22 protein-coding genes are annotated in these 21565 nt (G+C 74.7%); 9 read left to right on the top strand and 13 right to left on the bottom strand.

What is annotated here, in order from left to right; genetic code table 11:
* Positions 1–227 precede the first annotated feature (227 nt).
* Together RMN56_RS19140 and RMN56_RS19135 are read left to right on the top strand one after the other, a co-directional pair.
* Complete coding sequence (locus RMN56_RS19140) at positions 228–1673, top strand: alpha-amylase (RefSeq protein WP_313718833.1); 1446 nt, start codon at positions 228–230, stop codon at positions 1671–1673.
* Positions 1674–1755: 82 nt separating this feature from the next.
* The gene (locus tag RMN56_RS19135; RefSeq protein ID WP_313718831.1) at positions 1756–2670 is read left to right on the top strand and encodes a L,D-transpeptidase; all 915 of its coding nucleotides are present in this window, start codon (positions 1756–1758) and stop codon (positions 2668–2670) included.
* 6 nt (positions 2671–2676) lie between these two features.
* On the opposite strand, the gene RMN56_RS19130 is transcribed toward RMN56_RS19135, so the two are convergent.
* The 5 genes from RMN56_RS19130 to RMN56_RS19110 form a co-directional block, all read right to left on the bottom strand.
* Complete coding sequence (locus tag RMN56_RS19130) at positions 2677–3300, bottom strand: response regulator transcription factor (protein ID WP_313718830.1); 624 nt, start codon at positions 3298–3300, stop codon at positions 2677–2679.
* Positions 3297–4451: a sensor histidine kinase gene (locus tag RMN56_RS19125; protein WP_313718829.1), complete on the bottom strand. Its 1155-nt coding sequence runs from the start codon at positions 4449–4451 to the stop codon at positions 3297–3299. Before RMN56_RS19125 ends, RMN56_RS19130 begins: the two co-directional genes overlap by 4 nt.
* Positions 4452–4472: 21 nt before the next feature.
* A complete protein-coding gene (locus tag RMN56_RS19120) occupies positions 4473–5279 on the bottom strand; it encodes an ABC transporter permease (RefSeq protein WP_313718828.1) in 807 nt (268 codons plus the stop codon).
* A gap of 30 nt (positions 5280–5309) precedes the next feature.
* Positions 5310–6200, bottom strand: coding sequence for an ABC transporter ATP-binding protein (locus RMN56_RS19115; protein ID WP_313718827.1), 891 nt, complete (start codon positions 6198–6200; stop codon positions 5310–5312).
* An 84-nt stretch (positions 6201–6284) separates the two neighbouring features.
* Positions 6285–7724: a DHA2 family efflux MFS transporter permease subunit gene (locus tag RMN56_RS19110; RefSeq protein ID WP_313718826.1), complete on the bottom strand. Its 1440-nt coding sequence runs from the start codon at positions 7722–7724 to the stop codon at positions 6285–6287.
* 110 nt (positions 7725–7834) lie between these two features.
* Between RMN56_RS19110 and RMN56_RS19105 the strand changes: the two genes are divergently transcribed.
* The 3 genes from RMN56_RS19105 to RMN56_RS19095 are packed head-to-tail and all read left to right on the top strand — an operon-like array spanning position 7835 to position 10667.
* Positions 7835–8575 (top strand): TetR/AcrR family transcriptional regulator C-terminal domain-containing protein, encoded by a 741-nt coding sequence (locus RMN56_RS19105; protein WP_313718825.1) that lies wholly within the window; start codon positions 7835–7837, stop codon positions 8573–8575.
* 42 nt (positions 8576–8617) lie between these two features.
* Entirely contained in the window at positions 8618–9469 is an 852-nt protein-coding gene (locus tag RMN56_RS19100; protein ID WP_313718823.1) for an alpha/beta hydrolase, read from the top strand.
* Positions 9470–9524: 55 nt separating this feature from the next.
* Complete coding sequence (locus RMN56_RS19095; protein WP_313718821.1) at positions 9525–10667, top strand: site-2 protease family protein; 1143 nt, start codon at positions 9525–9527, stop codon at positions 10665–10667.
* Here the strand turns inward: RMN56_RS19095 and RMN56_RS19090 are convergent.
* From RMN56_RS19090 to RMN56_RS19075, 4 genes are read right to left on the bottom strand one after another with little or no spacing between them, the layout of a single operon-like run.
* The gene (locus tag RMN56_RS19090) at positions 10664–11365 is read right to left on the bottom strand and encodes an NUDIX hydrolase (protein ID WP_313718819.1); all 702 of its coding nucleotides are present in this window, start codon (positions 11363–11365) and stop codon (positions 10664–10666) included. The two genes, RMN56_RS19095 and RMN56_RS19090, sit on opposite strands and share 4 nt — an antisense overlap.
* Positions 11362–12918, bottom strand: coding sequence for a hypothetical protein (locus RMN56_RS19085; RefSeq protein WP_313718818.1), 1557 nt, complete (start codon positions 12916–12918; stop codon positions 11362–11364). Before RMN56_RS19085 ends, RMN56_RS19090 begins: the two co-directional genes overlap by 4 nt.
* A 25-nt stretch (positions 12919–12943) precedes the next feature.
* A complete protein-coding gene (locus RMN56_RS19080) occupies positions 12944–14170 on the bottom strand; it encodes an FAD-binding protein (protein ID WP_313718817.1) in 1227 nt (408 codons plus the stop codon).
* A complete protein-coding gene (locus tag RMN56_RS19075) occupies positions 14167–14643 on the bottom strand; it encodes a hypothetical protein (RefSeq protein ID WP_313718816.1) in 477 nt (158 codons plus the stop codon). The genes RMN56_RS19080 and RMN56_RS19075 overlap by 4 nt, the downstream gene beginning before the upstream one ends.
* 99 nt (positions 14644–14742) lie before the next feature.
* On the opposite strand from RMN56_RS19075, the gene RMN56_RS19070 reads away from it, so the two are divergent.
* Entirely contained in the window at positions 14743–15111 is a 369-nt protein-coding gene (locus tag RMN56_RS19070; protein ID WP_313718814.1) for a hypothetical protein, read from the top strand.
* Positions 15112–15113: 2 nt separating this feature from the next.
* Here RMN56_RS19070 and RMN56_RS19065 read toward each other — a convergent pair whose 3' ends face one another.
* Positions 15114–16043 carry an LLM class F420-dependent oxidoreductase gene (locus tag RMN56_RS19065; protein WP_313718813.1) on the bottom strand — a complete coding sequence of 310 codons (930 nt, stop codon included), beginning with the start codon at positions 16041–16043 and terminating at the stop codon, positions 15114–15116.
* 88 nt (positions 16044–16131) lie between these two features.
* Here RMN56_RS19065 and RMN56_RS19060 point away from each other — a divergent pair, with 88 nt between their 5' ends.
* A complete protein-coding gene (locus tag RMN56_RS19060) occupies positions 16132–16440 on the top strand; it encodes an ArsR/SmtB family transcription factor (protein ID WP_313718812.1) in 309 nt (102 codons plus the stop codon).
* Between the two features lie 2 nt (positions 16441–16442).
* Positions 16443–16970 (top strand): SRPBCC family protein, encoded by a 528-nt coding sequence (locus RMN56_RS19055; protein ID WP_313718811.1) that lies wholly within the window; start codon positions 16443–16445, stop codon positions 16968–16970.
* Positions 16971–16974: 4 nt separating this feature from the next.
* Here RMN56_RS19055 and RMN56_RS19050 read toward each other — a convergent pair whose 3' ends face one another.
* Complete coding sequence (locus tag RMN56_RS19050; protein ID WP_313718810.1) at positions 16975–18180, bottom strand: FAD-dependent monooxygenase; 1206 nt, start codon at positions 18178–18180, stop codon at positions 16975–16977.
* A 71-nt stretch (positions 18181–18251) separates the two neighbouring features.
* On the opposite strand from RMN56_RS19050, the gene RMN56_RS19045 reads away from it, so the two are divergent.
* Positions 18252–18833 (top strand): TetR/AcrR family transcriptional regulator, encoded by a 582-nt coding sequence (locus tag RMN56_RS19045; protein ID WP_313718808.1) that lies wholly within the window; start codon positions 18252–18254, stop codon positions 18831–18833.
* On the opposite strand, the gene RMN56_RS19040 is transcribed toward RMN56_RS19045, so the two are convergent.
* Together RMN56_RS19040 and RMN56_RS19035 are read right to left on the bottom strand one after the other, a co-directional pair.
* Positions 18824–19477 (bottom strand): response regulator transcription factor, encoded by a 654-nt coding sequence (locus tag RMN56_RS19040; protein ID WP_313718807.1) that lies wholly within the window; start codon positions 19475–19477, stop codon positions 18824–18826. The genes RMN56_RS19045 and RMN56_RS19040 overlap by 10 nt on opposite strands.
* Positions 19474–21561, bottom strand: coding sequence for a sensor histidine kinase (locus tag RMN56_RS19035; protein WP_313718806.1), 2088 nt, complete (start codon positions 21559–21561; stop codon positions 19474–19476). The genes RMN56_RS19040 and RMN56_RS19035 overlap by 4 nt, the downstream gene beginning before the upstream one ends.
* Positions 21562–21565: the final 4 nt, after the last annotated feature.

Here is a 21565-nt window from a genome sequence, read left to right as displayed (position 1 = left end):
CAGTACGGACGGACGGCGCGGGCGGATCACCTCCGGTGGCGAATTTCTCGGCCGGTCCGTCGAACCGTCCGGCCCCGGCGCGCGTGTAGCGCCTGACGCAACGACGTATGTCCATGCGTTGACATTTCTTGCAACACGCTTGTAACCTTGCCGAAAATTTCAAGCCGACTTGCAATGAGCCGGCACCGAAGCCTTCCCCCGCGCCGCACACCCCCTCAGGAGTCCCGATGCATCGACGTCGATGCCGCGCGGCTGCCCTCGCCCTGGGCCTGGCCGCCAGCCTGCTCGTCCCCACCACCGTGGCGGCTCCCCCGGCCGCCGCGGCCACCCCCGGCAGCAAGAAGGTCATCGTCCAGCTCTTCGAGTGGAACTGGACCTCGGTGGCCGGCGAGTGCACCAGCACCCTCGGCCCGAAGGGCTACGGCTACGTCCAGGTCTCCCCGCCGCAGGAGCACGTCCGCGGCAACCAGTGGTGGGTGGCCTACCAGCCGGTCAGCTACCGGATCGAGTCCCGCAAGGGCACCCGCGCCCAGTTCCAGGCGATGGTGAACACCTGCCACAACGCCGGTGTGAAGGTCATCGTCGACGCCGTGGTCAACCACATGTCCGATCAGGACAACGGCGGCACCGGGTGGGCCGGCAGCGGCTTCGGCCACTACGACTACCCCGGCACCTACTCCAGCCAGGACTTCCACTACTGCGGCCGCAACGGCAACAACGACATCGCCAACTACGGCGACCGGTACGAGGTGCAGAACTGCGAGTTGGTCAACCTCGCCGACCTGAAGACCGAGTCGGACTACGTACGCACCCGGCTGGCCGCGTACCTCAACGACCTGCTCTCGCTCGGGGTCGACGGCTTCCGGCTGGACGCCAGCAAGCACATGCCGGCCGCGGACATCGCCGCGATCAGGGGGAAGCTGTCCCGCTCGGCGTACCTGGTGCAGGAGGTCATCTACGGAGCCGGCGAGCCGATCCAGCCGACCGAGTACACCGGCAACGGCGACGTGCACGAGTTCCGGTACGGCAAGGACCTGGCCCGGATGTTCAACAGCGAGCGGCTGGCGTACCTGCGGAACTTCGGCGAGTCCTGGGGCTACCTGCCCGGCGGCTCGGCGGTGGTCTTCACCGACAACCACGACACCCAGCGCGACGGCGGCGTGCTGACCTACCGCGACCGCGGCGAGTACGCCCTCGCGAACGCCTTCATGCTCGCCTGGCCGTACGGCACCCCGGCGGTGATGTCGAGCTACACGTTCAGCAACAAGGACCAGGGACCGCCCTCGGACGCCAGCAACCGGACGTCGAACACCACCTGCTACGCGGGCTGGGAGTGCGAGCACCGCTGGCGGGTGATCGCCAACATGGTCGGCTTCGCCAACGCCACCCAGGGCGCCGCCGTCGCCAACTGGTACGACAACGGCTGGCAGCACATCGCTTTCAGCCGGGCCGGCAGGGGCTACCTGACCATCAACGACGAGGACGCCGCGATCAGCGGCCGCTCCTACTACACGGGCCTGCCGGCCGGCCGCTACTGCGACGTCATCCACGGCGACTTCAGCAACGGCTCGTGCAGCGGCCCGGTGATCACCGTGGACGCCAACGGCTGGTTCGCCGCCACCGTCAACGCCCACGACGCGGTGGCCGTCCACGTCGGCGCGAAGCTGTCCTGACCTCGCCGTCCCCGCCGAACCGGAGCCCCCCGCGCCGCCGTTTCGCGGCACGGGGGCCTTCCGCCCGATTACAGTATTGATCGTGCTGTTTGACCGATTGTTCTCGCGCTGGACGCTCGGCTGGCTGCTCACCGCGATCGGCGTACCGGTGCTGCTGGCGGCCGCGCTGCTGGTCGGCCGGAGCCTCACCGGCGGCCCGGCCCCGGCGCCGGTCGCCGGCGCGCCCACCGCGGCGCTGCCGCCCGCCCCGGACGAGCCGAGCCCCTCCCCCGAGGAGTCCGTGCCGGCCGCCGCACCCGCACCGGACGACCTGCCGGTGGTCACCTACGACCCGGCACCCGGCGGGTTCCCCGCCGACCCCGGTCCGGCCGACACCCGCCCGCTAAACGAGGGTGTCACGCCCACCCGCGAGGTCGCCGCCTACGACGCGCCGGGCGGCCGGCCACTGGCCTTCCTCGCCCCCACCATCAGCGGCGTCGAGCTGACCATGCCGATCGTCGAGCGGCGGGTGGGCTGGACCGCCGTCCTGCTCCCCTCGGCCAACCGGCGCATCGCCTGGCTACCGGCCGGCGGCTGGAGCGTCGTGCCGCTGCGCGACCAGATCGTGGTGGAACGCCGCCCGCACCGGCTCACCTGGTACCGGGACGGCCGCGCCGTACGCTCCTGGGAGGTGAGCCTCGGCATGTCCGGCCAGCTCACCCCACTCGGCCGCACCTTCGTGCTGGGCCGCACCCCGCCCCCGCAGGACGTGTACGGCGGGGTGGACATCTTCGCCCTCGGCGCGATCCCCGACGACCCGGACGCGGTGCCCACCGGGCTGCGCGGCGCGCACATCGGACTGCACAGCTGGTACACCGACGCGACGCTCGGCAAGAACGTCACCAACGGCTGCATCCGGCTCACCCGCAGCGGGCAGCGGCAGCTCCTCGCGGAGCTGCGCCCCGGCACCGCGGTCGTGGTGGTGGACCAGCTCCCCGCCCCGCCGGCCACCGCCTGAGCCGGCTCAGTCGCCGAGCAGCCAGCCGTTCTCCTCGGCCACCCGGACGGCGTCGGCCCGGTTCCGGGCGCCGGTCTTGCCGATCGCCGCGGAGAGGTGGTTGCGCACCGTCCCCTCGGAGAGGTGCAGCGTCGCCGCCAGGTCCGCCACCGTGCCGCCGCCCCGGGCGGTGCGCAGCACCTCGGTCTCCCGGTCGGTGAGCGGGCTCGGGCCGGTGGCCAGGGTCTCCGCGGCGAGCGACGGGTCGACCACCCGCAGCCCGGCATGCACCCGGCGGACCGCGTCGGCGAGCTGCCGGGCCGGGGTGTCCTTGACCACGAACCCGTTCGCCCCCGCCTCCATGGCCCGGCGCAGGTAGCCGGGCCGGCCGAAGGTGGTCACCACGAGCACCCGGCAGCCCGGCAGCGCCGCCCGCAGCGCCGCGGCCGCCGCGACCCCGTCCAGGCCGGGCATCTCCACGTCGAGCAGGGCCACGTCCGGTCGGGTACGCAGCGCCTCCGGCACCACCTCGTCGCCCCGGCCCACCTCGGCCACCACGGTCAGGTCGGGCTCCAGCGAGAGCAGCGCGGCCAGCGCGCCCCGGACCAACGCCTGGTCGTCCGCGAGCAGCAGCCGGATCGGCTCGGTCATCCGGTCGTCCCCCGTCCGTCGTCGGGCAGCGTCACCCGGAGCAGGAAGCCGCGCCCGTCGCGCGGGCGGCCGACGCTGACCGTGGCGTCCAGCCGCCGGGCCCGCTCGCGGAGCCCGACCAGGCCGTGGCCGGCCGTGTCCGGCTCGCCGGCCGGCCCCCGGCCGTCGTCGCGGATCTCCACGGCCGTCGGGTCGATCCGGATCTGGCAGCGCCGGGCCCCGCTGTGCCGGACCACGTTGGTCACCCCCTCGCGGACCGTCCAGCCGAACAGCTCGTCCCGCTCCGCCGGCAGCGACGGCACCGTCTCCGGCAGGTCCGCCGCGACACCCGCGGCGGCCAGCGCCGAGCGGGCGCCGGCCAGCTCCGTCGCCAGGCTCACCCCGCGGTACGCCCCGACGGTGCCCCGCACGTCGGCCAGCGCCTGCCGGGCCAGCCGCTCGATGTCGGCGACCTCGGTGGCCGCCCGGGCCGGGTCCAGCTCCAGCAGCCGCCCGGCCAGCTCCGCCTTGACGGCCACCACGGTCAGCGAGTGCCCGAGGATGTCGTGCAGGTCCCGCGCCGTGCGGGCGCGCTCCTCGGCCACCGCCAGCCGGCGGATCTCCTGCTGGGCGCCCTGGAGTTCGGCGTTGCGCTGCGCCAGCCGGGTGACGCCGAACATGGCGAACGAGGCGAGTACGACGGCGAAGACCACGGTCCCCTCGGCCTCCCAGCCGGGCACCAGCGCCGCCGTGACCGGCGGGGTCAGCGCGGCCAGCACGACCACCAGCAGGGACTCCCAGATCGGCAGCAGGAAGACCGCCGCGGCCGCCACGAAGACCAGTGTGGTCAGCCAGTCCCCCTCGGTGCCCGGAATGCCCGCGAGGCCGAGCCCGAGCAGCGCCGCCAGGAACGTCCACGCCCGACCGGGCGGGATGTTCCGGCGCGCCTGCCGCCGGCCGCGCGCCCACTCGAACACCCAGACGTAGAGCAAGCCGAAGGCGATCAGGGTGACCGCGCCCAGCACCCGGCGCCACATCTCGGGTTGGTGCAGCGCGGTGAGCAGCGGGATGTTGAGGAAGAACAGCCAGACCGCGGCCAGGAGCCAGCCGGTGAGTCGCCAACGGCGGCTCATCGGCTGGCTCGGCTGGTGCGGCAGGCCCACGGTGAACACGCTAGCCTCCGCCGCCGCGCGTCAGACGCGGGTGGTGTCGCGGCGGAACAGCCGGGCCGCGCCGAGGCCGAAGAAGGCGGTCCAGGCGGCCACATTGCCGACCGCCGCCCAGTCCACACCGGTCCCGGTCAGCGGCGCCCGGGCCAGCTCGCCGACGCCGTACACCGGGGTGAACTTGGCGATCTGCTGCATGGCGTGGGGCAGGATCTCCAGCGGGACGAACAGTCCGCCGAGCATGGCCAGGATGGCCAGCACCGGGCCCATGAACTGCATGACGTTCTCGGCCGGGGCCAGGTAGCCGACGAACAGGCCGAGGGCAGCGAAGACGAGCGAGCCGATCCAGGCGGTCAGGCCGGACTCGATCCAGACGTGCGCCGGCATCCGGACGCCGGAGGCGGCGCCCACGGCGAACTCGACAAGCACGCCGAGCAGGCCGAGCACCATGGCGGTGGCCACCTTCGTGGCCACGTACGCGGCAGGGCGCAGCGGGGTGAGCCGCAGCTGCCGGCTCCAGCCCAGCGCCCGCTCGGTGGCGACCGCCGCGCCGGCGCTCGTGGTGGCGACCATGGCCGCGTAGACGGCCAGGCTGATCATGATCCAGGCGGTGACGGGCAGGCCGTTGTCCAGGTTCTGCCCCCGCTGCGGCAGGCCGAACAGCAGGAAGAACACCGCCGGCATGACCAGGATGAACACCAGCGTGCGGCGGTTGCGCAGCACCCGGCGGATCTCGATGGCGAGCACGGGGACGGAGAAGCCGCCCAGTGCGGGGGGCCGGCGGGTCCCGGCCCGGTCGGGCGTGGTGGTGGCGGACGAGGCGGTGACGGTCATCTCAGGCTCCGGGTTCGGCGCGGTCGGCGGTCAGGCGGCGGCGGTCAGGGCGAGGAAGGCGTCCTCGAGGTTGCGCGAGGTGATCTCCAGGTCCCGGGCGTCGGTCCGGGTCAGCAGGTGCCGGGCGACGACGTCGGAGTCCTCGGTGTGCACCAGCACGGCGTCGCCGCGCACCTCGACGGACCGCACGCCGGGCAGCGCCGCGAGCGCGGTCTGGTCGGCGCCCGGGAGGGTGGCCCGCACCACCCGGCCGGCGGCCAGGTTCTTGATCTCGGCGGTGGTGCCGTCGGCGACCACCCGCCCCTGGCGGACCAGCACGATCCGGTCCGCGTACGCGTCGGCCTCGTCCAGGTAGTGGGTGGCGAACAGGACGGTCCGGCCGGAGCGGGCGTCGGCGCGGATGGCCTGCCAGAAGTCCCGCCGCCCCTCGACGTCCATCCCGGTGGTCGGCTCGTCGAGCACCATGAGGTCGGGGTCGGGCAGCAGCGCCAGGGCGAAGCGCAGCCGCTGCTGCTGGCCACCCGAGCACTTGCCCACGGCACGGTCGCCGATGTCGGCGATGCCGGCCCGCTCCAGTACCTCGGCCGCCGGACGGGACTGGCCGTAGAAGTGCGCGGTCATCCGTACCGTCTCGGCGACGGTGAGGTCCTTGAGCAGGCCGCCCGTCTGCATCACGGCGGCGACCCGGCCGAGCCGGACAGCGTCGCCGGGCGTGCCGCCGAAGAGCCGGACGGTGCCGGCGTCCGGGCGGGCCAGCCCGAGCAGCATGTCCACGGTGGTGGTCTTCCCGGCGCCGTTGGGGCCGAGGAAGGCCACCACCTCGCCCGGTTCGATCCGGAGGCTGAGCCCGTCGACGGCGGTCACCGGGCCGAAGGTCTTGGTGAGTCCGGCCAGCTCGACGGCCGGTGGGGTGTCGGTCATGACAACGATGCTCCGGGGACCGGCGGTCCGGTCCCCGGAGCGGTCGTCACCTTCCGACCGTGACATTTGTCAGGAGGCCGGCGGTCAGTGGCCGCCACCGGCCCCCTCCCGGGCCCGGCGGGGCAGCAGGAACGCGCCGGCCACGGTGACCAGCAGCAGGCCCAGCTCGGCCAGGAGGGTGACCCGCACGGCGTGCGACACCGACTCGGTCAGCCCGTCGAAGAAGACCGTGCCGAGCAGCGCCACGCCGAGCGCGCCGCCGAGCTGCTGCACGGCCGTGAGCGTGCCGGACGCCGAGCCGGTCTCCGCCTCCTCGACCCCGGAGAGCACGATGTCGAAGAAGGGCGCCATCACGAGGCCCATGCCGAAGCCGACGGCCAGCAGCGCGGGCGTCATCCGCCACGGGGTGACGTCGGCGCCGGCCACGGTGAGGGTGAGCAGCATCCCGGCGACGCCGGCCAGCACCACCCCGAGTCCGAGGTGGATGAGCCGCCGGCCGAGCCGCTGGGCCAGGCCGGCGCCGGCGAGCACGAAGGCGGCCACCATGCCGAGCGCCTGGGGCACGCCGGCCAGGCCCGCACGCAGCGGGGACCAGCCGAGCCCGAGCTGGAGGTAGAGGCTGAACACCAGCGAGAAGCCGGCCAGCGCGGTGAAGAAGGCCAGCCCCGCGACCAGCCCGCCGGTGAAGGCGCGGCGGCGGAACAGGGCGGGCGCCACGAGCGGGTCCCGACCGGCCCGCTGCCGGCGCTGCTCGTAGCGGGCGAAGACCGCCAGCACGACGACCGCGCCGGCCAGCATGGCGAAGCTCCATGCCGGCCAGCCGAGCTCGCGGCCCTGCACCAGCGGGTGGACCAGCAGGAACACCGCGACCGACAGGAGCACGACGCCGGGCAGGTCGAGCCGGGTGGCGTGGCCGGGGCGGGAGGCCGGGAGGAAGCGGGCCGCGCCGAGGGCGGCGAGCAGGCCGAGCGGGACGTTGATCAGGAAGATGGCGCGCCAGCCGGTGCCGCCGAGGTCGGCGTCGACCAGCCAGCCGGCCAGGATCGGCCCGCCGACGGCGGAGATCCCCATCACCGGGCCGAACGCGCCGAAGGCGGCGGCGAGCTGCTCCGGCGGGAACATCTCCTTGATGAGGCCGAGCCCCTGCGGGAGGAGCAGCGCGCCGAGCAGTCCCTGCGCCACCCGGGCGGCGATCAGCGTGCCGGGGCTGCCGGCGAGGGCGCAGGCCGCCGAGGCGGCGGTGAAGCCGAGCACCCCGACGAGGAACATCCGGCGCCGCCCGTACAGGTCGCCGAGGCGGCCGCCGGTGACCAGGCCGACGGCCATGGCGAGGGTGTAGCCGGCGCCGATCCACTGGATGACGGTGGGCGAGCCGCCGAGGTCGGCCCGGATCGCCGGACCGGCGAGGTTGGTGACGAGCACGTCGAGCAGGTCCATCACCTCGGCGGTGAGGATCACCGCGAGGGCGATCCAGCGCCAGCGGTGGCCGGTGGCCGGTGGCGCCGCGATGAGCTGGGTGGTCATGTGGGTCCCCCGAATCGAGCGAACGCTGTTCGTTGACGAACACTGTTCTACCAACGAACGCCGTTCGCAGCAAGTACGATGTTCGAGTCCCCTGATTCCGGAGGTCGTCCGTGAGCGAACAGCCCTCGCCGCCGTGGCGTACCCGGCCCCGCAGCAGGGCCCCCCGGCAGCCGCTGAGCCAGCAGGCGGTGGTCGACGCCGCCCTCGCCGTGCTCAGCCGGGAAGGGCTGGGCGGGCTCAGCATGCGGCGGGTGGCCCAGGAGCTGGGCACCGGGCCGGCCTCCCTCTACGCCCACGTCTCCGGGCGCGAAGAGCTGCTCGAACTACTCGTCGACCGGGTCAGCGCGGACATCACCGTGCCCGAGCCCGACCCGGGTCGCTGGACGGAGCAGGTCCGCGAGGTGGCCCGGCAGGCGTACCGGGTCTACGCCGCGCACACCGAGCTGGCGCTGGCCTCACTGGCCACCATTCCCACCGGTCCGAACGCCCTGCGGGTCACCGACGGGCTGCTCGCCGTCCTCCGCAGCGGCGGCGTGCCGGCGCAGCAGGCAGCCTGGTTCCTCGACCGGCTCTTCCTCTACATCGCCGGCGACGCCTACGAGGGCGCCCTGTACGCCGAGAAGGTCCGGGCCGCCGGTCAGGACCAGCCGACGTGGTGGGCGCGGATGCGTGAGCAGCTCAGCACGTACTACCGGAACCTGCCGGCGGGGCGGTACCCGCACCTGCGGGAGCACGTGGACGTGCTGCTCGCCGGCGACGGCGACACCCGCTTCGAGTTCGGCCTCGACCTGCTGATCCAGGGCATCGCCACCCACGTCCCGGGCGGGAGTGACCGCAGCCGCGCCGGGTAACCAGCGCCGACGTCAGTTGTCGAGGCACCGGGGGGTCAGGGCATGAGCGCACCGACGGCACGGGTCGACACCATCGTGCTGATCCACGGGCTCTGGATGACCTCGCGCAGCTGGGAGCACTGGGTCGACCGGTACGCGGGGCGCGGCTTCCAGGTGCTCACCCCCGCCTGGCCCGGCATGGACCAGGACGTCGAGCGGCTGCGGGAGGATCCGACGCCGATCGCCGCGCAGCGCATCGCCGGCATCGTCGACCACTACACGGCGATCATCCGGGACCTGCCCCGGCCGCCGATCATCATGGGGCACTCGTTCGGCGGTCTCATCGCGCAACTGCTGTTGGACCGGGGCCTCGGCGCCGCCGTCGTCGGCCTGCACCCCGCGCCGGTGAAGGGCGTGCTGAAGCTGCCGCTCAGCACGCTGCGCTCCGGGTTCCCCATCCTGCGCAACCCGGCCAACCGGTACCGCGCCGTCGCATTCACCCCGGATGACTTCCGGTACACCTTCGGCAACACGATCAGCCCGGAGGACTCCGACGCCGCCTGGCAGCGGTACGCGGTGCCCGCCGCGGGCCACGTCTTCTTCGAGGGGGCGTTTGCCAACCTGGACCCGAACTCGGCGACGGCGGCGGACACCAAACGGGCCGACCGGGCGCCGCTGCTGGTGACGGCCGGCGGCGCGGACCACGTGGTGCCGGCCTCGCTGGCGTCCTCCGTGGCCAACCTCTACCGGGGCTCGACGGCGATCACCAGCTACCGGGAGTTCCCCGGCCGGTCGCACTTCGTCGGCGGCGAGCCCGGCTGGGAGGAGGAGGCCGACTTCGCGCTGGAGTGGGCCGTGGAGGCGGCCAACCAGTACTCGCCGACCGTGGTCAGCACGGCCCCCCGGCGCCGCTGAACCGGGCCCCACGCCGCCCGGGTGTGGTTCCGGTCCGGACGGGTATGACGGGGTCATGAGGGCGAGCTTCCGGCTTGGCCGGATCGCGGGGGTACCCGTCGGTGTCAACTGGAGCGTCCTGGTCATCTTCCTGCTGATCGCGTGGGCGCTGTCCGCCAGCCAGTTCCCGCGCGCGTACCCGGGCCATTCGGCCGTGGCGTACGTCGCCGCCGGGCTGGCCGCCGCGGTGGTCTTCTTCCTCGGCCTGCTCGCCCACGAGGTGGCGCACGCGGTGGTCGCGAAGCGCAACGGCATCGAGGTCGAGGGGATCACGCTCTGGCTCTTCGGCGGCGTCTCCGAGCTGAAGGGCGAGGCCCGCGACCCGGGCGCCGAGCTGCGTATCGCCGGGGTGGGGCCACTGGTCAGCCTGATCATCGGGCTCTTCTTCGGCGCGATAGCGGTGCTGCTCGCCGTGGCCGGCTCGCACGGCCTGCTGCTCGGCGCGCTGTCCTGGCTGGCCGGCATCAACGTGCTGCTGGCGATCTTCAACGTCCTGCCGGCCGCCCCGCTGGACGGCGGCCGGCTGCTGCGCGCGGCGGTGTGGAAGGCCACCGGAGACCGGACGAAGGCCTCCGTGGTGGCGTCCCGGGCCGGCTGGGTGCTCGGCGCCCTGCTGATCGGGCTGGGGCTCTGGCAGTTCCTGGCCGGCAGCGGCGTGGGCGGGCTCTGGCTGGCGCTCATCGGCTGGTTCCTGATCGGCGCCGCCGGCGCGGAGGAGCGCCAGGCCCGGATGGGCACCGCGCTGCGCGGCATCCGGGTCGCCGACGTGATGACCCCGCAGCCGCAGACCGCCTCCGGGGAGATGACCGTCGCCGACTTCGTCGACCACTACCTTTTCGCGTACCGGCACTCGGCGCTGCCGCTGGCCGACGAGGGCCGGCCGGTCGGGCTGGTCACCCTGGACCGGGTCCGCGGCGTCCCGGCCGACCGGCGCGCCGCGACCACCCTGGCCGAGGTCTCCTGCCGGGCCGACGAGCTGGTGCTCGCCAGCCCGGACGAGCAGCTCAACGACCTGCTCCCCCGGCTCAGCCAGTGCGCCGACGGCCGGGCGCTCGTGGTCACCGACCAGCGGCTCGTCGGGATCGTCTCGCCCAGCGACATCAGCCGCGCCGTGCAGCGCGGCAGCATGCGCGAGCAGATGGCGGCCGGCCGCTCCTAGCCGTCGCCCAGCAGGCCGCGCAGGTGCGCCCGGGTCCAGGCCGCGATGGTGAACGAGTCGGTGAGGACCCCGTCCCGGATGAGCGCGCCCACCTCGGCCGGCGGGCAGCGCCGCAGGGCCCGGATGCCCTCGCGCGCGTCGGGCTCCCCGACCGCCGCCACCTCCGCGAGGAAGAGCCGGACCTCGTCGGTGGAGGTGCCGGTGTCCGGGTGCAGCACGCCCAGGTCGACCAGGCGGACGACCTCCGCGCCGATCTCCTCGCGCAGCTCCCGGGCCGCCTGCTCCTCGGCCGGCACACCGGGCTCGCCGAAGCCGCGCGGCGCCTCCAGGTGCCACCGCCGGGTCGCGTGCCGGAAGTGCTCGATCAGCACCACCGCGCCGTCGAGCACCGGCAGGAGCACGACCCCGTACGTGCCGCCCATCGAGATGGCGCGGATGTAGGTGCCGAGCCCGCCCCCGGGAAACCGGACCGGGTCCCGCAACAGGGTGAGCCACTCGTCCTGGTACGCGACCCCGCTCCGGCCCCACTCCTCGGGCAGGCCCCGCGCACGCAACGCCTCGACCTTGGCCCGTTCCGCGGCGGCCACCTCGGCGGGATCGTCCAGGATCTCCACCGCGGCGCCCGGCGGGTTGACGAACAGTTCCGGCAGCCGGTCGCGCAGCTCCCGGTAGCGGAGGTCGTCGGGAACCTCACTCATTCGCCCTCCCGGGGCCGGTCGATGTTCGGTTCGGAGTCGCGTTCGACGTCGCCGTCGACCACCGGGAAGCCACCCTCCCGCAGCCGGGCGACGAGTTCCCGCCAGTCCTCGCGGGCCCGCTCCAGCCGCACCCGCATCACGTCGATGCCGGTGGCCAGCTCGTTCTCGGCACGACGCTGGTCGCGGCCCACGACGGCGAAGCGGAGCACCGCGTCGGTGCCCCGGGAGGCGACCTCGGTGGCCACGTCGCCGATGACCTCCAGCCGGGGGTCGCCGTCGTAGATGACCGAGGCGGAGGCGCCGAGGACCTCGATGGTGATCCGGACGACCGGCTGCCAGATCCGCATCCGGCTGCGTCGCCGCTCACCGACGATCTCCGCGAGCCGGCCGGCGAGGGCGAGGTAGCGGTCGTACACCAGCTGGCCGCGGGCCACGAAGTCGGTCGGGTCGTCGAGCAGCGACTCCAGCGCGGCCAGGTAGCGGCGCCACTCGTCGGTGTCCCGCGCCTGCCGCACGTGCGCCAGTTCCAGCCCGGTCAGGTCGATCCGCAGCGGGGACAGGGCCAGGTCGAAGGCCTGCGGCCGGAGCGTCCGGAGCAGCTCCACGAGCTGCTCCAGGTCGGCCCGCGGCGCGCCCTCCTCGGCGGGGCGGGCCGCCCGCACCGGCGGCCGCTCCTGCAGGGCGGTGCGCCGCAGCGAGTCGGTGGGGATCAGCGCGAAACGCTCCACCGCGTCGGGCACGGTGGTGTTGTACCGCAGGTCGATGAGCTGCTTGAGCTCCGCCACGAGCGGCGCCGACCGGAAGCGGCCCTGGGCGGGGTCGCTGCCCGGCTCGACGAGGAACTGCCGGTAGAACCCTTCCCGGTCGGCCCGGTCGGTGTCCGCGGCCCACAGGGTCACCTCCCGCAGCCGCTCCCGCAGCACCGGGATGCTCTCCCCGTCGAGACCGAGGTCGCGGCGCAGGGCGTCGAGGTTGAAGCCGCGTACCTGCAGCAGGAAGCGGTGGAACTCCTCGAACATCAGCCGCTGGGTGCACTCCTCGTTCTCGGCGTCGTCCCAGCTCAGCCGGAGGCACCGGATGTGGTCGAGGTCGCCGAGCAGGCTCCGCCAGGCGTCCCACCCGACCCGGTCGACGGTGAACCGCGGCTCGTCCGCGGGTGAGCCCTCGCGGAGCAGGAAGGGCACCAGCACGCTCTCGTCCAGCAGGGCCCGGACCGCGTCGCGTTGCGGGCCGCGCACCGCGAAGTCCTGGTAGACGACCGGGTTGTTGAAGAAGTACGCCCGGTTCACGATGACCTGCTCGGCGTTGAGGATCGAGCGGAGGTACTCGGCCCGCGCGTCCTGCCGGCGTCGGCGCTCCACCTCGGCGTAGGAGAGCCGCCGGCTCACCATGTGCTCCAGCAGGTCGCGGGTGACCCACTGGTTGTCCAGGCACTGGGCGACGACGCTGATCCGGGACAACGCCCGGTTGTCGACGCGGACCAGCCCGCCCGGCCCGGAGGTCTCCTGCACCATCTTCTCCTCACCGCTGTCCACCGTGGATGGTCGGCCCATAGGCTACGGGTGACCCGCGGGTAGGTCAGTATCGCGGGAAGTAACGGTCCAGCAACGCGGTGCGGAACTTGCCGGCCGGGTCGAACTCGCGTAGCAGGGCGCGGAAGTCGCCGTGGCGCGGATAGGTGGCGGCCGGGTCGCGGGTGAACACCTTGCCCCAGTGCGGGCGCGCGGCGAACGGGGCGAGCCGCTCCTCCACCTCGGCCACCACCGGCGCCACCGCCGCCGGGTCGCCGATCCAGGTGAAGTGGACGGCCAGGCTGTCCCGCTCGTGGTTCGGGCTGAGCCACAACCCGTCGGCGGCCACCGTACGCAGCTCGCAGACCTGGAGCACGGCGGCGATCCGCTCCGCCGCCGGGTCGAGCGCGGCCAGCGCCGCGGCGGCGTCGGAGCGCGCCACGTGCCACTCGGACTGGAGCTCGTCGCCGCAGCTCGGGGTGAAGCCGAGCCGGAAGTGCGGCAGCCGCTCGTGCCACGGCCCGGGCGCGCCGAACTGGGCCGTGCAGATCTCCCCCGGCATCCCGGGCACCGGGTGCTGGGGCGTGTCGGCCGGGCGGGTGTCCAGCCAGTCCGCCGGGGGCGGCGGCTGGTCGGCGCGCTGCTTGACCCACACCTGGTCGAACCGCGGCGACCGCCAGCCGGTGAAGACGCTCACGCTGTAGGCCGCGTCGAGGGCGGCGTCCAGTGCCGAGCGGGGCAGGCCGAGCCGGACGTACTGCCGCACCGCGAAGGTGGGCACGACGTCGAGGGTGAGTCGGGTGACGACGCCCAGCGCGCCGAGGTGGACCACCATCCCGGCGAACCGGGGATCGGCGCGGTCCACCGTGAGCAGGTCGCCGTCGGCGGTGACCAGTTCCAGCGCGGCCACGGCGGTGGCCAGGTTGCCGTTGGTCGGTCCGGAGCCGTGGGTGGCGGTGGCGACCGCCCCGGCCACCGAGATGTGCGGCAGCGACGCGAGGTTCGCCAGGGCGTACCCCTCGGCGTGCAGCGCGGTGGCCAGGTCGCCGTAGCGCAGCCCGGCGGCGACGGTGACGGTGCCCCGGTCGCGGTCGAGCGCGACGGTGGGCGGCAGCCCGACGACCGACACCTGCTCGCCGGTGGTGTCGCCGAGCCGGTTGAACGAGTGCCCGGTGCCCACCGCCCGGACCCGGTCCGCGCCGGCCACCAGCCGGCGCAGCTCGTCGAGGGTGGCGGGCTCGTGGCGGGCCCGGGCCGACCAGGTGACGTTGCCCGCCCAGTTGGTGCCGGTCATGCCGTGGCCTTGCCGGCGTGCGGGGTGCGGTCGTCGGTGAACCGCTCGCCCGCGTAGCGGGCCAGCGCCGCCGTCACCTCGTCGGGGCTCTCCCGCACCTGCCGGAGGTCGAGCAGCTCGACGGCGGGACGGCCGTCGCGCGGGTGCCGGGCGGTGACCCGCGGGCCCGGCGGCAGCCCGGCCTCAGGCACGCCGACGAGGCGGCCGGCGTCGTCGAGGGCGAGCGCCGCGAACTGCTCCCAGCGGTACGTCCCGCGCAGGCCCGGCCGGCGCACCTCCAGCCCCTCCGGGCCGAGCACGCAGCGGAACGGCCGCAGCGCGCCGACCAGCACCGCCACGCCGACCGCCACGACGCCCAGGGCGACCAGCATCCGCAGCACCGGCCCGTCGCCGGCGACGGCGAGCACCATCACCCCGCCCGCCACACAGACGAGGGCCAGCGGCAGGGCCCCTCGGTTCCGGTGCAGCTCCATGTCGTTCCTCCCCGGTTCCGGTCGCCGGTGTCCGCGTGCATCATCCGCCAATCGCGCAAGGCGTGGTTGCCCCGCCGCCGGGTAGGGAACCCTGTGGGCATGAGCAGCTACCGCGACCCGACCCTCCGGGGCGACGTGCACCCGTCGGAGGAGGAGATCGACCCGACCGGCGTGGGTCCCGATCCGGCCGGGGCGGCGTACGCCACGGCCCCGGTGCCGGCGCCGACACCGGAACCCGAGCCCGACCCGGTCCCCCGGCCGGGGCCGCCGCCCCGGGCCGCCGGAGGACGGTCGATCGTCACCCGCCACCTGGACGGGTCGGTCGAGGTGGTGACCGACCTCGACGGCGACGGGGTGGCCGACGTGGTGCAGGTCGACCTGGACGGCGACGGTGTCCCCGACGTGACGTACCTGGACAGCGACCGGGACGGCCGGCTCGACACGGTGCGCCGCGGCCCGGCCCGCTGACCTCACACCTGCCGCATCACCTCGGCGGCGACCAGCTCCAGGTGGTCCAGGTCGGCCAGGTCGAGCACCTGGAGGTAGACCCGCTCGCTGCCGATCTCCGCGTACCGGCCGAGCTTGTCGACGACCTCGGCGGGCGTGCCGGCCGCGCCGTTCTCCCGCAGTTCCGCGGGCTCCCGCCCGATGGCCGCGGCGCGCCGGGCAACCTCGGCGTCGTCCCGCCCGCAGCAGAGCACCAGCGCGTTGGACCAGGTCATGCTCGACGCGTCCCGGCCGGCCTCGGCGCAGGCCTCGCGGACCCGCTGGAACTGCGCGGCCGAGTCCTCGACCGAGGCGAACGGCAGGTTGAACTCGTCGGCGTACCGGGCGGCGAGGCGGGGCGTCCGCTTCGGTCCCATGCCGCCGAGCAGGATCGGGGGGCGCGGCTGCTGGACCGGCTTGGGCAGCGCCGGGGAGTCGCTGACCGGGTAGTACTTGCCGGGGAAGTCGAAGGTCGACCCGGCCGGCGTCGCCCAGAGCCCGGTGATGACCGCGAGCTGCTCCTCCAGCCGGTCGAACCGCTCGCCCAGCGGCGGGAACGGGATGCCGTACGCGGTGTGCTCCTCGGCGAACCAGCCGGTGCCGATGCCCAGCTCGACCCGGCCGCCGCTCATCTGGTCGACCTGGGCGACGGTGATGGCGAGCGGGCCCGGCAGCCGGAAGGTGGCCGCCGTCATGAGGGTGCCGAGCCGGATCCGCGTGGTGTCCCGGGCCAGGCCGGCGAGGGTGGTCCAGGCGTCGGTCGGACCCGGGTCGCCGCTCACCGAGCCCATCTTCAGGTAGTGGTCGGAGCGGAAGAAGGCGCCGAAGCCGGTCTCCTCCGCGCGGCGGGCCACGGCGAGCAGCTGGTCGTAACTGGCGCCCTGCTGGGGTTCGGTGAAGATCCGCAGTTCCATGCCCCCGAGCATAGAAAGCGGGCGGACCGGCCGTGTGCGCGGCTCGTATTCCTTGACAGGCATATGAGCGTCGGGGCATATTGTGGGGGTGTCCGGGGATGCCTTCACCGTGCTGGCCGAGCCCACCCGACGCCGCATCCTCGACCGGCTGCGCCGGGCGGAGAGCAGCGTCGGCGACCTCGTGGACGCGCTCGGCATGAGCCAACCGGCCGTCTCCAAGCATCTGAAGGTGCTGCGGGATGCTGGCCTGGTGAGCTGCCGCACCGCCGCCCAGCAGCGGATCTACCGGCTCGACGTCCGCCCGCTGCGCGCCGTGGACGACTGGCTCGGGCCGTACCGGCGGATGTGGGCCGACCACCTCGACGCCCTGGAACGCCATCTCGACAGTGAGGAGTGACCATGGACCGCGACAGCTTCCGGCCCGGCCCGCTCGCCGACGTCTCCTGGGCGCCGGCCGGCGACCGGTGGGACCTGGTCCTCGTCCGCGACCTGCGGCACCCGCCGGCCAGGGTGTGGGCGGCGCTCACCGAGCCGGACCAGCTCGCCCAGTGGGCGCCCTTCCTCGCCGACCGTGACCTGGCCACGCCCGGGGCGGTCACGCTGAGCACCGTCGACGGCGACCGGCGCTGGCCCGCCCCGGCCACCGTGCGGCGCGCCGAGCCGCCCACCCTGTTGGAGTACACCTGGGGCGACGGCCTGCTCCGCTGGGAGCTGGCCGGCACGGAGGGCGGCACCCGGCTGACGCTGCGGCACCGCTTCGACGACCGCGCGCTGGGCGCCAGCATGGCCGCCGGCTGGCACCTCTGCCTCGACGTGGCCGGCCACCTGCTCGACGGCGACCCGGTCGGCCCGATCCGGGGCGCCGAGGCCAAGGAGTTCGGCTGGGACGAGCTGCGGGCCGCGTACGACGAGCGCCTGACGGACTGACGGATCAGCGGGTGGCGGCCGGGGCGTCCGGCAGGGTGATCGCGGTGGCCGCCCGGCGGATCGGCTCGGTGACCCGGCGGATCATCCGCTCCCGGCCGGGCATGCGCGGCATGAGCCGCAGCATCAGCGTCTGGAACCGGATCTGTGCGGCCGAGGAGAGCACCATGCCCTTGAGGTTGCGCTCGGCCAGCAGCTGGTTCGCCGTCACGAACGGGCGCATCCGCCGCTCGTACCCCGCGAAGCCGGTCACCGGGTCCCCACCGGCCTCGGCCAGCGAGGCGGCCAGCACGTACGCCCCGACGAGCCCGAGGCTGGTGCCCTGCCCGGAGGCGGGCGACGGGCCGTAGCCGGCGTCGCCGACGAGCCCGACCCGGCCGGTGGACCAGCTGTCCATCCGCACCTGGCTCATGGGCGCGAGATAGAAGTCCGGCGCGTCGGCGGCCGCGGCGAGCAGCTCGGGCACCCGCCAGCCGGCCCCCTCGAACGCCCGGGCCAGCACGGCCCGCTGGGCGGGCAGGTCCCGGTGATCGGGTTCCTCGGCGGGCGACGGGAAGAGGAACAGCGCCCGGGCGTCCGGCGCCCCGGCGGTGCGGTAGACCCCGACGGTCCGGCCCGGCGCCGGGTGCATCAGCTCGACCCGCTCCTCGCCGAACTCGGCGGGGACCGTGCAGATCGCGATGTGGTGCCCGAGCGGGCGCAGGTGCGCGGCGGCGGGGCCGAACGCGAGCCGGCGTACCGTCGAGTGCAGCCCGTCGGCGCCGACCACCAGGTCGAAGCGGCGGCGCCCGCCCCCGGCGAAGGTCACGTCCACCCCGTCGGCGGCCGGATCCAGCGTGGCGATCGAGTCGCCGAAGAGGTATTCCACGTCGCCGGTGGCCGCGACGAGCAGCCGGGCCAGGTCGCCGCGCATCAGCTCGGCGTCGTCGCCCTCCCGGCCGCCGAAGAGCGCGGCGTCCATGGTGGCCAGCTGCGCGCCGGACGCGTCCACGAAGCGGGCCAGCCGCATCCCGGTGTCGTGCCGGCGCGCCTGCTCGAGCAGGCCCATCCGGTCCAGCACGGTCAGCGCCGCGCCTCGGACGTCCACCTTGTAGCCCCCGTCGCGCAGCGCCGGGGCGCGCTCGACGACGGTCGGCCGGAAGCCGTGGCGGCGCAGCCACCAGGCGAGCGTGGGGCCGGCGACACCGGCGCCGGAGATCAGCACATCAGTCATGCCACCGACGGTACAAGCGTGTTAGACATTTGTGCAAGACCTTTGTTCAAGGAATCGGCTAGGCTGCTCGCATGGGAAATCGGGAGGACCTGCTGGCCGGGGCCAAGCGCTGCCTCATGGAGAAGGGCTACGCGGCCACCACGGCCCGGGACGTGGCCGGCGCCGCCGGCACCAGCCTGGCCGCCATCGGCTACCACTTCCGCACCACGAAGGCGCTGCTCAACGAGGCGCTCGTGGAGGCCATGGCCGAGTGGGGCGAGGAGCTGGAACGCGCCCTCGCCGAGGACGCCGGGCCGGACGCCACGCCGGAGCAGCGCTTCGAGGCGGCGTGGGAGCGGATCATCGAGTCGTTCACCCGGCTACGGCCGCTGTGGGCCGTCCAGTTCGAGCTGATCGCGCAGCTCGACCGGGCGCCCGAGCTGCGGGAGGCGTTCACCGGGGTCACCCGCCAGGCCCGGCTCGGGCTGGCCGAGGTCTTCCACCGGCTCGACCCGGGCCTCGACGAGTCGACCGCGCTCGCCCTCGGCGCCTTTCACCAGGCGCTGATCGGCGGCGTCGCGGCCCAGTGGCTGGTCGACCCGGCGGCGGCCCCCTCGGCGCGGGAGCTGACCCGGGCGCTGCGGGTCCTGGCCGCCGACTTCCGTCAGGGCTGACCGAGGCCCGCCTCCCGGGCCCGCACGATCGCCTGGGCGCGGTCGGCCACCTGGAGCTTGGCCAGCACGTTCGACAGGTGGTTGCGGACGGTCTTCGGGCTCAACGTCAACCGCCGGGCGACGACCACGTTGCTCAACCCCTGGGCGACCAGGTCGAGCACCTCGCGTTCCCGGTCGGTCAGCTCCGGAAACGGGGCCGCCCCGCCGCCGCGCGCCCCGGACAGGTAATTCACCGCCCGGCTGGCGATGACCGGGCCGAGCAGCACCTCGCCGTTGGCCACCGCGCGGACCGCGCGCTCCACCTCGGCCGGGGCGGCGCCCTTGAGCAGGTAGCCCCGGGCCCCGGCGCGCAGCGCCGCGAAGACCCAGTCGTCGTCGTCCAGCATGGTCACCACCAGCACACCGATCCCCGGGTGCCGGGCCACGATCTCCCGGGTCGCCGCCACCCCGGAACGGCCGCCCAGGTGCAGGTCCATGATGATCACGTCGGGCTGGTACTGGTCGGCGACCCGCAGCGCGGCGTCCGCGTCGGCCGCTTCGCCGACCACCTCCAGTCCGGCCGTCGAGGCCAGCAGCGCGCTCATGCCGAGCCGGAACACCGGATGGTCGTCGACCACCGCGACCCGGATCGTCTCCCCGGTCACGGGACCACCGCGAACGGCTGCCCGGCTACGTCCGCCGCGGCGTCGCCGGACAGCCGGGCGGCCGGCACCCGGACGGTGACCGTGGTGCCACCGTCCGGCCCCGGCGCGACCACACACACCCCGCCGATCCCCTCGGCCCGCTCCCGCATCGAGCGCATCCCGATCCCGGCGGGCGTGCCCGGCACGATGCCGCGACCGCCGTCCTCGACCCGGAGCGTGAGCCCCCCGTCGTCCCGATGCACGGTCACCTGGCAGGCCGTCGCGCCCGCGTGCCGGTGCGCGTTGCGGACCGCCTCGGAGACGATCCCGTAGATCGCGGTGGCCACCGGCTCGGGCAGCGGCAGCGGCTCGGCCGTCACCTGCACGGCCAGCCCCGAGCCCGCGTAGCGCTGGGCCAGCTCGTGCAGCGCCGGGGCGAGGCCGCGCTCGCCCAGCACCGGTGGCAGCAGCCCCCGGGCCAGGTCCCGGACGTGCTCCACCCGCTGGTCGGTCTCGTCGCGCAACCGGTCCAGCAACCGGCCGGCCGCCTCGGGATCCACGGTGAGCAGGTTACGGGCCGCCGCCAGGCCGAGCGCCACCCCGGCCAGCGCAGGACCGAGCCCGTCGTGCAGGTCCCGGCGCAGTTTGCGCCGCTCCTCCTCGCGCGCCTCGGCCAGCCGGGACCGGGAGGCGGCCAGCGCCCGGCCGGTGGCGGCCAGGCTGGCGGCCGAGGCGACCAACGGCACCAGGTCGAGCAGCGCCGCGCGGGTCCGGCCGTCCAGCCGCTCGCCCGCCCGGGCCCAGGCGACCAGCCGGCCGATCTCGGTGCCGCCCCGGAGCAGCGGCAGCACCAGCGGCGCGCCCACCGGGCCAGCCGAGGAGCCGTGGGCGGCGTACGGCTCCGGGCCGTCCACCTCGATCGCGCACGCGCCCAGCCGGAGCAGGTCCGTCACGCTGCGCGCCACCCCGTCCAGCACGTCCGCCGGGTCGGTGGAGGCACTGATCCGGTGGCCGACGCCGCGGACCACGCCGAGCGGCTCCACCGCCTCGCCGTGGATCAGCCGGTCCACGCCGCGCTGCACCCGGGACCGGGCCGGTTGGGTGCCGGCGGCCACGAGCGCGGTGACCAGCACCCCCGGCACGGCCGGCGACGACGGCAGCAGCCCGTCAAGCAGACTCACCCCGATCACGTACGCGGTCACCAGCAGGAAGGTGAGCAGGAACCAGACCAGGGTGCGGCGCACCGCGATCTCGATCCCCCACAGCCGCTGCCGGAGCACCACGGCCAGCACCGCAGCCGGGAAGAACGCCTGCGAGGCGAGCATCGCGGTCGGGGCCAGCCAGTCCGGGACCTGGCGGGCCCACCCGGCGGGGAAGCCGAGCGGGGCGAAGCTCACCGCGAGCAGCAGGGTGCCGACCGCCAGCCAGCCCAGCCCCACCCGCTCGGCCGGCGGCCCGGTACGCCACCGCCGCAGCACCCCGGCGGCGGCCACCAGCCCGAGCAGCGGGACCACCCGGAACAGCCACGGCTCCCCGGCGACCACGAACTCAGCCCAGCGCGGCGCGGTGATCGGGAACGGCGCTCCCGAGGGATGCCCCGGCCGCCCCGGCCAGGTCAGGTGGAACAGCGCGATCCCCGAGGTGACCAGCGTGCCGGCCACCACGGCGACCCGGGCCGGCGCGGGCAGCCGCCCCTCCCGGACCAGCCAGGGCACCACCGTGATGAGCGAGAGCATCCCGGGCACCCAGGCCCAGTCCCGGGCCGAGGTGAGCAGCACCGGCGCGGGCAGGTCGGGCCGGACCGCGAGCAGATCCACGTACTGCGCGCTCAGCGCGGAGACCCCGCCGCCCAGCCCGGTCGCGGCGAGCAGCCAGGCGACCGGGTGACCACGGCGCAGCAGGACCAGCCAGGCGACCGTGCCGTAGACCGCGCAGTCGGTGAAGTCGACCAGGAAGTAGAGCTGCGACAGCCCCCACGGCCGGTGGGCCGCCACCCAGCAGGCCGCCGTACCGACGAGCAGGAGCGCGCAGCCGACGGCGACCAGCCGGGCGGCGACCGGGCGGCGGCGGTCGCGGGGAGGCGCGGGCGTCGGCGGGACGGACATGGCC

Source organism: Micromonospora halotolerans (assembly GCF_032108445.1).
Lineage (GTDB): Bacteria > Actinomycetota > Actinomycetes > Mycobacteriales > Micromonosporaceae > Micromonospora > Micromonospora halotolerans.
This window is presented reverse-complemented; position numbering and strand designations above follow the sequence as displayed.